We start from the raw sequence: 11,625 nt of genomic DNA, 5'->3' as shown, positions 1-11,625 counted from the left end.
GCCCCGAGGATCTCTCCTCGGGCCCCGGCCCTGTTTCGTGCCGTCGGTGCGGTGCGGTGCGGTGCGGTGCGGTGCGGGTCCGGTGCGGTGCGGTCGCGCGTGTGGGGGGCGCGGCGGTGGTGCGCGGGGGGCGGACAAGAGCGAATGCCCCGGCGCGGAGTGCGCCGGGGCATTTGGTGCGGGCCGGAGCCCGGGTGTGCTGCGTTACGCCTTGCGGAGGTGGAACGTCAGGGACAGCGACTCGTCGGTGAAGGCCGGGCCGTACGACGCGTCCGGCTCACCGGCGGCGAAGTCGGTGGCCAGCACCTCGTCGGCGATGAGGGCGGCGTGGTCGGCCAGCGCCGTGCGCACGTCGTCGTCGGCGGTCAGCCAGCGCAGCGCGATCCGGTCGGCGACGTCGAGGCCGCTGTTCTTGCGGGCCTCCTGGATCAGCCGGATCGCGTCCCGGGCCAGGCCCGCGCGGCGCAGCTCCGGGGTGATCTCCAGATCGAGGGCGACCGTGGCGCCCGAGTCGGAGGCCACCGACCACCCCTCGCGCGGGGTCTCGGTGATGATGACCTCGTCGGGGGCGAGGCCGACGGTCTCGCCGTCGACCTCCACGCTCGCCGTGCCCGCGCGCAGCGCGAGCGACAGGGCCGCGGCGTCCGCCCCGGCGATGGCCTTGGCGACCGCCTGGACGCCCTTGCCGAACCGCTTGCCCAGGGCACGGAAGTTGGCCTTGGCGGTGGTGTCCACCAGGGAGCCGCCCACCTCGGACAGCGACGCCAGCGAGCTGACGTTCAGCTCCTCGGCGATCTGGGCGCGCAGGTCCTCGGAGAGGTCCGCGAAGCCGTGGGCGCCGACCAGCGCGCGGGAGAGCGGCTGGCGGGTCTTCACCCCGGACTCGGCGCGGGTGGCGCGGCCCAGTTCGACCAGCCGGCGCACCAGCTGCATCCGATCGGAGAGCGCCGGGTCGACGGCCGCCTTGTCGGCGACCGGCCAGGAGGCGAGGTGGACCGATGCGGGGGCGTCCGGGGTGACCGGGACGACCAGGTCCTGCCAGACCCGCTCGGTGATGAACGGGGTGAGCGGGGCCATCAGGCGCGTCACCGTCTCGACGACCTCGTGGAGGGTGCGCAGCGCGGCCGGTTCGCCCTGCCAGAAGCGGCGGCGGGAGCGGCGCACGTACCAGTTGGAGAGGTCGTCGACGAAGGCGGAGAGCAGCTTGCCGGCGCGCTGGGTGTCGAAGCCCTCCAGGGCGTCGGTCACCCCCTCGACCAGGGTGTTCAGCTCGCCGAGCAGCCAGCGGTCCAGCAGCGGTCGGTCGGCCGGAGCCGGATCGGCCGCGGACGGCGCCCAGTTGGAGGTGCGGGCGTACAGCGCCTGGAAGGCGACGGTGTTCCAGTACGTCAGCAGCGTCTTGCGGACGACTTCCTGGATGGTGTTGTGGCCCACCCGGCGGGCCGACCACGGTGAGCCGCCGGCGGCCATGAACCAGCGGACCGCGTCGGCGCCGTGCTGGTCCATGAGCGGGATCGGCTGGAGGATGTTGCCCAGGTGCTTGGACATCTTCCGGCCGTCCTCGGCGAGGATGTGGCCGAGGCAGACCACGTTCTCGTACGACGACTTGTCGAAGACGAGCGTGCCGACGGCCATCAGCGTGTAGAACCAGCCGCGGGTCTGGTCGATGGCCTCGGAGATGAACTGCGCCGGGTACCGCTTCTCGAAGAGCTCCTTGTTGCGGTACGGGTAGCCCCACTGCGCGAACGGCATCGAGCCCGAGTCGTACCACGCGTCGATGACCTCGGGGACGCGGGTGGCGGTGAGCGCGCAGCCCTCGTGGGTGCAGGCGAAGGTGACCTCGTCGATGAACGGGCGGTGCGGGTCCAGGCCGGACTGGTCGGTGCCGGTCAGCTCGGACAGCTCGGTGAGCGAGCCGACGCAGGTGAGGTGGCCCTCCTCGCAGCGCCAGATGGGCAGCGGGGTGCCCCAGTAGCGGTTGCGGGACAGCGCCCAGTCGATGTTGTTGTTCAGCCAGTCGCCGAACCGGCCGTGCTTGACCGACTCCGGGAACCAGTTGGTGTTCTCGTTCTCCCGCAGGAGGGCGTCCTTGACCGCGGTGGTGCGGATGTACCAGGACGGCTGGGCGTAGTAGAGGAGCGCGGTGTGGCAGCGCCAGCAGTGCGGGTAGCTGTGCTCGTAGGCGACGTGGCGGAAGAGCAGGCCGCGGGCGTCGAGGTCGGCGACCAGCGCCTCGTCGGCCTTCTTGAAGAACTGGCCGCCGACGAGGGGGAGGTGCTCCTCGAAGGTGCCGTCCGGGCGGACCGGGTTGACCACCGGGAGGCCGTACGCGCGGCAGGTCCTGAGGTCGTCCTCACCGAAGGCGGGGGCCTGGTGGACGAGGCCGGTGCCGTCGTCGGTGGTGACGTACTCGGCGTTGACGACGAAGTTGGCGCCGTCGAGGTCGACGAGGCGGAAGGGGCGCTCGTAGGCCCAGCGCTCCATCTCGCGGCCGGTGAACGACTCGCCGGTGGCCGTCCAGCCCTCGCCCAGCGCCTTCTCCAGCAGCGGCTCGGCGACGACCAGGTGCTCGGTGCCGTCGGTGGCGACGACGTACGTGACGTCGGGGTGGGCGGCGACCGCGGTGTTCGAGACCAGGGTCCAGGGGGTGGTCGTCCAGACCAGGAGGGCGGCCCGGCCGGCCAGCGGGCCGGAGGTCAGCGGGAGCCGGACGAAGACCGAGGGGTCGACGACCGTCTCGTAGCCCTGCGCCAGCTCGTGGTCCGACAGGCCGGTGCCGCAGCGGGGGCACCAGGGGGCGACGCGGTGGTCCTGGACCAGCAGGCCCTTGGTGAAGATCTCCTTCAGCGACCACCAGACCGACTCGATGTAGTCGGGGTCCATGGTGCGGTACGGGGCGTCCAGGTCGGTCCAGTAGCCCATCCGCGTCGTCAGCTCGGCGAAGGCGTCGGTGTGCCGGGTCACCGACTCGCGGCACTTGGCGTTGAACTCGGCGATGCCGTACGCCTCGATGTCCTTCTTGCCGTTGAAGCCCAGCTCCTTCTCCACGGCCAGCTCGACCGGGAGGCCGTGGCAGTCCCAGCCGGCCTTGCGGTCGACGTGGTAGCCCTGCATCGTGCGGAACCGGGGGAAGACGTCCTTGAAGACGCGGGCCTCGATGTGGTGGGCGCCGGGCATGCCGTTGGCCGTCGGGGGGCCCTCGTAGAAGACCCACTCGGGGCGGCCCTCGGACTGCTGGAGGGTGCGGGCGAAGACCTTCTGCTCCCGCCAGAAGTCGAGCACCGCGTGCTCAAGGGCGGGCAGGTCTACCTGGGCGGGTACCTGGCGGTACTGGGGCTGCGGACTCATCGGGCTTCCTCCGGCGGACAGCTGCTGCGTTCTCCGTCCGGAGGGACGAGAGCCCTGGCTCCCGCGGTACCACCCTCCTTGGCGGTGCGGCTGCACCGCCCCCTCATTGGGGTCGCGCTGCCGGGTCTACTCGCCCGGGACGATCCGCGGCCCGTGGGCGGAGCCCACTGTGCCAGCCCGTGGGCGGAGCCCACTGTCCCAGACTTTCTTCCGGCGACTCCGGGGTGATCTTCACGTCATGCACGCCCCCGGGCTCGCACCGTCCCCGGGTCGCTTGAGGCTGCGTATGACGCTACTCGTCCCATCAATGCCTTTCGCTTCGCCCAGTGTAAGGGGATGCGCCGACAAGGGCCGACCGGATTTCCCCGGACCGGCCCCGACCACCCGCTTCGCCCCCGCCGCCCGGTGGGTGACCCGAATGGCGATACGCCGGGCTCCGGGCCTCACGGGCGGATTACCGGGCGGGGAGTGGGGCACAACCGAGGCAGACCGGACTTTCCGGGTCCGGTGGCGGGGCAGCCGGGCGGTGCGTCCCGTTGCCGCGTGCCGTGAGGCGATTTATCGTTCCCGTCACGATTCGCGAACAAGATCACATATGTGAAGGGGTCGCGGCCATGGTGGCGAAAAAGACCGCCGCGGAGACGAGCACGACGCCCGCCGAACCCGCCGACGAGGCCGTCGCGCAGCAGCCCGCCCACAACAAGGCGGCCGGGCACCCGGCGGCTCCCAAGAAGGCCGCCCCGAAGAAGGCGGCGGCGAAGAGGGCGGCGCCCGCCAAGGCCGCGGCGAAGAAGACCGCGGCGAAGAAGACGGCCGCCGGGAAGAAGGCCGTGGACCACACACCGGCCGGAAAGGCCGCGGCGGTGGCGAAGAAGACGGGAGCCAAGACGGTGGTGGCGAAGAAGGCGGCGGACGTGTCCGCCGAGGAGCACGGCGCGGAGAACGCGGTGCCGTCGGCGCGTGCCGCCGCGGCCCCCGGCGAGCTCGCCGTACGGCCGGGTGAGGACCCCTGGACGCCCGCGGAGGTCGCCGAGGCGCGGGCCGGTCTGATGGAGGAGGCGGGCCGGCTGCGGGCCGAGATCGTCGCCGCCGAGGACGCCATCGCGGGGCTGATGCGGGACTCCGGGGACGGCGCGGGCGACGACGAGGCCGACACCGGCTCCAAGAACATCACCCGCGAGCACGAGCTGGCGCTGGCCTCCAACGCCCGCGAGATGCTGCACCAGACCGAGCGCGCCCTCGGCCGGCTGGACGCGGGCACCTACGGGCTCTGTGAGAACTGCGGCAACCCGATCGGCAAGGCCCGGATGCAGGCGTTCCCGCGGGCGACGCTGTGCGTGGAATGCAAACAGAAGCAGGAGCGGCGCTGACCTGACCCGGGAGCGGCTCGTGGCGGACGGGACCCATCCCGCCCGCCGCCGTACGCGTGTGCCGTACTCTCGTGGTCAGCCGGGCACGGCCCGGTGGCGGACTCGACGGGCTGAGGGACTCACACGTGGCAGAGGCGGAACGCATCACCGGTACGCCGGAATCCGAGCCGGGCTCCGGGGCGGAACCCGAGGCGGGATCCGAAGGGGGACGGCCGGCGGAGGGCGAGCAGGGCGCCGGGCGCGGCAGGCGGCGGATCGCCGCACTGCTCGTGGTGGCCGTGATCGTCTACCTGCTCGATCTGGGCACCAAACTGGCGGTGGTCGCCAAACTGGAGCATCACGCGCCGGTCGAGGTCATCGGGACGCTGCTCCAGTTCGAGGTGATCCGCAACCGCGGCGCCGCGTTCTCCATCGGCGAGGCGCTGACGATCTTCCTCAGCATCATCGCGACCGTGGTGATCGTGGTGATCTTCCGGATCGCTCGCAAGCTCTACAGCCTCCCCTGGGCGATCGCGCTCGGGCTGCTGCTGGGCGGTGCGTTCGGCAATCTCACCGACCGGATCTTCCGCTCGCCGGGCGTCTTCCAGGGCGCCGTCGTGGACTTCATCGCCCCGGCGCACTTCGCGGTCTTCAACCTCGCCGACTCCGCGATCGTCTGCGGCGGGGTGCTGATCGTGCTGCTCTCCTTCAAGGGGCTGGACCCCGACGGGACCGTGCACAAGGACTGAGCGGCGGGGGAGCGGGCCGGGGGCGCCCGGGGGTCCGGGGCCCGGTCCGGGTGCCCGCCGCCGGGCAGGGCACCGTCGCGGGGCTGACATACTCGTGGGGTGAGCACCCTTCCCGAGATCCGCACCCTGCCCGTACCGGACGGCCTGGAGGGCGAGCGCGTGGACGCCGCGCTGGCCCGCATGTTCGGCTTCTCCCGTACGAAGGCGGCCGAGCTGGCCGCGGCCGGCAAGGTGCGGGTGGACGGCTCCGAGGTGATGAAGTCGGAGCGGGTCCGCGGGGGCGCCTGGCTGGAAGTCGAGATGCCGCAGGCCGCGCCGCCGGTGGAGATCGTCGCGGAGCCCGTCGAGGGCATGGAGATCGTGCACGACGACGATGACATCGTCGTCATCGTCAAGCCCGTGGGTGTCGCCGCGCACCCCAGCCCCGGCTGGACCGGCACCACCGTCATCGGCGGTCTGGCCGCGGCCGGTTACCGCATCTCCACCTCCGGGGCGGCCGAGCGGCAGGGCATCGTGCACCGCCTCGACGTCGGGACGTCGGGCCTGATGGTGGTCGCGAAGTCGGAGCGCGCGTACACCCTGCTCAAGCAGCAGTTCCGGGAGCGCACGGTCGACAAGCGCTACCACGCGCTGGTCCAGGGGCACCCGGACCCGATGAGCGGCACCATCGACGCCCCCATCGGACGGCACCCGCAGCACGACTACAAGTGGGCGGTCACCGCCGACGGCAAGCCGTCGGTGACGCACTACGACCTCATCGAGGCGTTCCGGGCGGCCAGCCTGCTGGACATCAAGCTGGAGACCGGGCGGACGCACCAGATCCGGGTGCACATGGCCGCGCACCGGCACCCCTGCGTGGGCGACCTGACCTACGGGGCGGACCCCACGCTCGCCAAGCGGCTGGGCGTCGGGCGGCAGTGGCTGCATGCGGTCCGGCTGGGGTTCGAGCACCCCTCGGACGGGCGCCGGGTCGAGTTCGCGAGCGCGTATCCGGACGATCTCCAGCACGCGCTGGACACGGTCCGGGACGAGAGCTACTGAGGGAAGTTCCGCTGACAAAGCGGGCATTGGTCCGCTTCATGGCAGGCTTGGGTCGGAAATGATCGAAAACGACCCCGGAGCGTCGCCGCCGTGGACCAGCTGGCCCTGATCTTCCTCCTGCTGCTCGGAGCCGTGGTCATGGTTCCGGTCGGCGACCGGCTGGGGCTCCCGTCGCCGGTGCTGATGACGCTCGCCGGTGCGGTGCTGGCGCTGCTGCCGTTCGTGCCCAACGTCCAGGTGCCGCCGGAGTACATCCTGCCCATCGTGCTGCCGCCGTTGCTCTACGCGGCCGTCCAGCGCACCTCCTGGCGGCAGTTCACCGCCAACCTCCGGCCGATCTTCCTGCTCGCCGTACTGCTGGTGTTCGCCACCACGGCGGCGGTGGCGGCGGTCGCGCAGGCGGTGGTGCCCGGGATGCCGCTGGCCGCCGCGGTGGTGCTCGGCGCGCTGGTCGCCCCGCCGGACCCGGTCGCCGCGACCGCGGTCGCCGGCAAGCTCGGGCTGCCCCGCCGGATGGTCTCCATCCTGGAGGGCGAGGGGCTGTTCAACGACGTCACCGCCATCGTGCTCTACCACGTCGCGCTCGCCGCGGTGCTCAGCGGCACGTTCTCGGTGCCCGGGGCGGTGGGCTCACTGGTGCTGTCCGCGGTCGTCGCGACGGCGGTCGGGCTGGCGCTCGGCTGGGTGGCCAACAAGCTGATGGGGCTGCTGGGCGATCCGACGCTGCAGATCGGGCTGACGCTGCTCGTGCCGTTCGTGGCGTACGTGCTGGCCGAGGAGTTCCGGGGGTCGGGCGTGCTGGCGGTGCTGACCTGCGCGCTCTTCCTGGCGGAGTACGCGGTCGACGCCGACGACGTGCTGGGGCGGCTCGCCGGCTACACCTTCTGGGAGGTCGTCGACACCCTCGTCACCGGGGTCGCCTTCGGGCTGATCGGCCTGGAGCTGCACAACATCTTCGGGGCCGCGTCCGGCCGCTGGGGCCAGATGCTCGCCGCGGGAGCGGCCGTCGTCGCGGTGGTGGTGGCGGTGCGCCTGGTGTGGCTGCTGCCCGCCGCCTGGCTGGCCAAGCGGATGCACCGGCGCCGCGACATCGACGAGGACATCCCGATGAGCTGGCGCGAGACGGTCATCATGTGGTGGTCGGGGATGCGCGGGGTGGCCTCGGTGGCGCTGGCGCTGGCCATTCCGTACGGGGTGGACGGCGGCCCCTTCCCGGCCCGCGACGAGATCCTCTTCATCGCCTTCGCGGTGGTGCTCTCCACCCTGCTCGTCCAGGGGCTGACGCTGCCCTGGCTGGTGCGCCGGCTGCGGGTGCGGGCCGACACCGACACCGTGGACGCGCTGGAGCGGGAGCTGGCGCTGCGGGTGATCAAGGCGTCCAAGCGGCGGCTGCGGGAGATCCTGGAGGTCGAGGAGGTGGCCGAGGAGGTCGCCGACCAGCTGTCCCGCAGGGCGTACGACATCGGGGCCCGGATCGCGCCGGACATCGTCGACGACGAGCGGCGCGAGCTGTTCGAGAAGCGCATCACACGGATGAAGAAGGTGCAGCGCATCCAGGGCGAGATGCTGTCGGCGGCCCGGCACGAGGTGCTGGCGGCGCGCAGCGAGCCGGGCGCCGATCCGGAGATCGTCGACCGGGTGCTGCGCCACCTGGACATACGGAGCCTGCGGGGGACGCCGTAGGACGGGCGCCGGGATCAGCGGTCCGGCTCGTCGCCCCGTGGGTCCGGCCGGACCACGTGCAGCGTCTCGTGGGCGGACGGCGCGGGCGCGGTGGCGATCCGCGGCAGCGCGTAGGCGTGCTCGGTGCGCAGCCACTCGATCATCCGCTCGCGGACCTGGCAGCGCACCGTCCAGATGTGGTCCGAGTCCCGGGCGGTGACCAGGGCGCGCACCACGATGGTGGACGGCGTGGTGTCGGTGACCACCAGGCTCCAGGACCGGCCGTCCCACTCCGGGCACTCCTGGAGGATCTCGTGCAGCCGCTGCCGCATCTTCTCCACGGGCGTGGAGTGGTCGAGGTGGAAGAAGACCGCGCCGGTCATCTGGGAGCCGCCGCGCGACCAGTTCTCGAACGGCTTGCTGGTGAAGTACGAGACCGGCATGGTGATCCGTCGCTCGTCCCAGGTCCGGACGCTCAGGAACGTCAGGGTGATCTCCTCGACCGTGCCCCACTGGCCGTTCACGACCACGGTGTCCCCGATGCGCACCATGTCGCCGAACGCGATCTGGAGTCCGGCGAAGAGATTGCCCAGGGTGGACTGGGCGGCGACACCGGCGACGACGCCGATCAGCCCGGCCGACGCCAGCACCGACGTGCCGACCGCCCGCATCTCCGGGAACGTCAGCAGCATCGAGGCCGCCGCGACGACCACCAGCACGGCGGTGACCACCCGCTGGATCACCGTCACCTGGGTGCGCACCCGGCGCACCCGCGCCGCGTCGTGCCCGCGCGCCGCATAGCGGGAGTACGAGGACTCCACGATCGCCGCCGCGGCCCGTACGGCCAGCCAGGCGGTGGCCGCGATCAGCACCAGGGTCAGCGCCCGGCCGATGCCGACCGCGTGGTCCTCGACGACCGCGAGCCGGGTCTGGTCGTACGCCCCGCGCAACAGAGCCGTGCACAGCACGACTTGGAGCGGTATCCGGCAGCGCCGCAGCAGCCCCCACAGCGGGGTCTCCGGGTGCCGGGTGTCGATCCGGTGCAGGGTGCGGTCGATCAGCCAGACCACGATGAGCGTGACCACGATCGAGCCGCCGATGACGGCGATCGGGCGCAGCACGTCCTCCAGGGACACGGGACCCTCCTCGGTGCCGGTGCGGTGTGCTCGTGCCGGTCCCCTCGACCGTAGCTGGCACGATGGGGGAAGAGCGATCCAACCCCAGGGAAGTGATGTCAGTGCCCGCCTCCACCGAGTCCGCGACCAGCGGTTCCTCCACCATCGTGCTGTTTCATTCGGTGTGCGGACTGCGCCCCGCGGTGCACGCCGGCGCGGACCGGTTGCGCGCCGCGGGCCATGAGGTGATCGTGCCCGACCTGTTCGACGGCCGGACCGCGGACTCGGTCCCGGACGGCATCCTGATCAAGGACGAGATCGGCAAGGACGAGCTGCTCAAGCGCGCCATCACGGCCGTCGCCCCGTATTCCGACCGCGGGCTGGTCTACGCCGGCTTCTCCTTCGGCGGCGCGGTCGCGCAGAACCTGGCGCTGGGCGACGAGAAGACCCGCGGGCTGCTCCTGCTGCACGGCACCTCCGACATCGCCGAGGGCACGGTGGCCGACGACCTGCCGGTGCAGCTGCACGTCGCCGACCCGGACCCGTACGAGCCGCACGACTGGCTGAACGCCTGGTACCTCCAGATGCGCCGGGCCGGCGCGGACGTCGAGGTGTTCCGCTACGCCGGCGCCGGCCATCTCTTCACCGACCCCGAGCTGCCGGACCACGACGCGGAGGCGGCCCGGAGCACCTGGAAGGTGGCGCTGGGATTCCTGGCCGGGCTCTGAGCCGGGTCCGGGCGGGCGGTCCGGTGCGCCCGGGACCGCCCGCCCGTGTCCTCTTCCGCTACCGTCCCGGCACGGCGCTCACTTGCCGCCCGTCGGGTCCTTCTCACCCGGGGCGATGCCCTGGCCGCCGCCGTTCTGCCCGCCGTTCTTCGCCGGGCCGAACTCCTTGTCGATCATCTTGCGGAAGTTGGCCTGCGCGAGCTGGTTGTACTGCTCCTGCGTGATCTGCTGCGGCGGGATCTCGGGCAGCACCAGCTTCTTGTCGCCGTGCATGAAGGTGGGGGTGCCGCGGACGCCGTTGCGACCGAAGAGCGCCGTCATCTCCATCGCCCAGCGGTTGTAGGTGCCGTTCCGGACGGCCGTCTCGAACGCCTTGTTGCCCTTCAGCTCCGGGACGTCGCCGGCGACCTTGAGCAGCTCGGAGTCCTTGGCGTAGAGGTCCTCGCGCTCGTCGGGGTGGTACTTGGCCGAGTACAGCGCGGACTTGTACTTCAGGAACGCGTCCGGGCTGACGTTCAGCGCCGCGCCCAGCGCGCTGAGCGCCTTCTTGGAGCCCTCGCCGCCCGAGGCGCCGTCGATGAAGGTGTACATGGTGTAGCGGACCTTGAACCGGCCCTCGCCGAGGTCCTTGAGCAGCTCCTTGCCGGCGCTCTGCTCGAAGGCCGCGCAGGCCGGGCAGCGGACGTCCTCGAAGACCTCCAGGGTCTCCTTGGCGTTCTTGTCGCCGAGGAGGATCTCGGTGCCGTTCTTGCCCTGGGTGTGCGCCGGGGTGACCAGCTTGGCCTCCTTGGCGGCCTCCCAGCCGGTCGGCTCGTTCGCCTTGACCACGGCGAAGCCGATCCCGCCGGCGACCGCGAGGACGCCGATGACCGAGGCGGCCACGACGAGTTGGCGGCGCAGCCGGGCCTTCTTCTTCTCCCGCTCGCGCTCGGCGCGGATCCGCTCGCGCGCCGCCCGCTTGCCGGCCTGGTTGTCGGGGTTGCTCATGGGGGGTGTCCGTTTCCTTGGGAACCTGCGGTGCCGGCGCCGGCCGATGGCGGCACGGATGCTTCAGACGGCCGCCGGGACCGGCGGGCCGCGGCGCGCCACGCCGTGCACGAGGAGGGGGAGCGGGCGGGCGGCGGGCAGGCCGCCGGCGAGACGCCCGGCGAGCAGCGGCCGGGGGGCGGTCCATCGAGGGGCCGGCGGCAGCGGGCCGGCGGAGTGGGCGGCCGGCCGCGTCGGCGGGGGGCCCAACTCGCCGCCCCGGCGCGGCAGATCGGCGACGACGGGGCCGCCGGGCCGCCCGTGGCCGGGGGTGCGGCCGGGGCGAGGGTACGCCGCCGTGCGGACGCCGGCGCGGACCGCGGCGGGCGGTAACGGGGCGCGGGAGAGCAGGACGTGGGTGGTGGCGGACAGGGCGACGCGGGGCGCGGTGAACAGTGTCGCGCTCCCCCATGGCCTCAAGGGCATGGGTAGGGGTGCCCCCAGCGGTAGCTGGGGGAGTGCCCCCATCGCCCCAAGCCGGTCCCCGGACCAGGCCCCGGGCCGGGCCGCCGGACGGACTCCCGTCGCCTGCACGGTCGGGAGTCTGCCATGGGCACGACGGATCGTCGGGTCAAGATTTGGCATCGGCCGGTGTGCTCGGCACACC

9 protein-coding genes are annotated in these 11,625 nt (G+C 72.3%); 5 read left to right on the top strand and 4 right to left on the bottom strand.

All coding sequences use genetic code 11. From position 1 onward, the window contains the following. Positions 1-204: 204 nt before the first annotated feature. Positions 205-3,348, bottom strand: coding sequence for an isoleucine--tRNA ligase (gene ileS / locus ACO1BR_RS01300; protein WP_426793139.1), 3,144 nt, complete (start codon positions 3,346-3,348; stop codon positions 205-207). Positions 3,349-3,962: 614 nt separating this feature from the next. On the opposite strand from ileS, the gene ACO1BR_RS01295 reads away from it, so the two are divergent. From ACO1BR_RS01295 to ACO1BR_RS01280, 4 genes are all read left to right on the top strand, one after another. Then, positions 3,963-4,718: a TraR/DksA family transcriptional regulator gene (locus ACO1BR_RS01295; protein WP_426793138.1), complete on the top strand. Its 756-nt coding sequence runs from the start codon at positions 3,963-3,965 to the stop codon at positions 4,716-4,718. Positions 4,719-4,843: 125 nt separating this feature from the next. Further along, positions 4,844-5,446: a signal peptidase II gene (lspA, locus tag ACO1BR_RS01290; RefSeq protein WP_426793137.1), complete on the top strand. Its 603-nt coding sequence runs from the start codon at positions 4,844-4,846 to the stop codon at positions 5,444-5,446. 99 nt (positions 5,447-5,545) lie between these two features. Beyond that, entirely contained in the window at positions 5,546-6,487 is a 942-nt protein-coding gene (locus ACO1BR_RS01285) for an RluA family pseudouridine synthase (RefSeq protein WP_189298294.1), read from the top strand. Between the two features lie 90 nt (positions 6,488-6,577). Then, positions 6,578-8,170 carry a Na+/H+ antiporter gene (locus tag ACO1BR_RS01280; RefSeq protein ID WP_426793136.1) on the top strand — a complete coding sequence of 531 codons (1,593 nt, stop codon included), beginning with the start codon at positions 6,578-6,580 and terminating at the stop codon, positions 8,168-8,170. A 14-nt stretch (positions 8,171-8,184) separates the two neighbouring features. On the opposite strand, the gene ACO1BR_RS01275 is transcribed toward ACO1BR_RS01280, so the two are convergent. Then, on the bottom strand, positions 8,185-9,279 hold the full coding sequence (locus tag ACO1BR_RS01275) for a mechanosensitive ion channel family protein (protein WP_426793326.1): 1,095 nt from the start codon (positions 9,277-9,279) through the stop codon (positions 8,185-8,187). Positions 9,280-9,380: 101 nt separating this feature from the next. Between ACO1BR_RS01275 and ACO1BR_RS01270 the strand changes: the two genes are divergently transcribed. Further along, entirely contained in the window at positions 9,381-9,992 is a 612-nt protein-coding gene (locus ACO1BR_RS01270; RefSeq protein ID WP_426793135.1) for a dienelactone hydrolase family protein, read from the top strand. Positions 9,993-10,070: 78 nt separating this feature from the next. On the opposite strand, the gene ACO1BR_RS01265 is transcribed toward ACO1BR_RS01270, so the two are convergent. Beyond that, the gene (locus ACO1BR_RS01265) at positions 10,071-10,979 is read right to left on the bottom strand and encodes a thioredoxin domain-containing protein (RefSeq protein ID WP_426793134.1); all 909 of its coding nucleotides are present in this window, start codon (positions 10,977-10,979) and stop codon (positions 10,071-10,073) included. Between the two features lie 63 nt (positions 10,980-11,042). Further along, complete coding sequence (locus ACO1BR_RS01260; RefSeq protein ID WP_426793133.1) at positions 11,043-11,444, bottom strand: hypothetical protein; 402 nt, start codon at positions 11,442-11,444, stop codon at positions 11,043-11,045. Between the last annotated feature and the right edge of the window lie 181 nt (positions 11,445-11,625).

The sequence above is a fragment of the Streptomyces sp. YGL11-2 genome (assembly GCF_050054615.1).
Lineage (GTDB): Bacteria > Actinomycetota > Actinomycetes > Streptomycetales > Streptomycetaceae > Streptomyces.
Note: the sequence above shows the minus strand (reverse complement) of the source record. Positions and strands in the feature narration are given on the sequence as shown.

What these genes read in the sequence shown, in the direction of transcription:
- ileS (WP_426793139.1), bottom strand. Translation starts at nt 3,348, where the DNA reads ATGAGTCCGCAGCCCCAGTACCGCCAGGTACCCGCCCAGGTAGACCTG.
- ACO1BR_RS01295 (WP_426793138.1), top strand. Translation starts at nt 3,963, where the DNA reads ATGGTGGCGAAAAAGACCGCCGCGGAGACGAGCACGACGCCCGCCGAA.
- ACO1BR_RS01270 (WP_426793135.1), top strand. Translation starts at nt 9,381, where the DNA reads ATGTCAGTGCCCGCCTCCACCGAGTCCGCGACCAGCGGTTCCTCCACC.
- ACO1BR_RS01265 (WP_426793134.1), bottom strand. Translation starts at nt 10,979, where the DNA reads ATGAGCAACCCCGACAACCAGGCCGGCAAGCGGGCGGCGCGCGAGCGG.
- ACO1BR_RS01260 (WP_426793133.1), bottom strand. Translation starts at nt 11,444, where the DNA reads ATGCCCTTGAGGCCATGGGGGAGCGCGACACTGTTCACCGCGCCCCGC.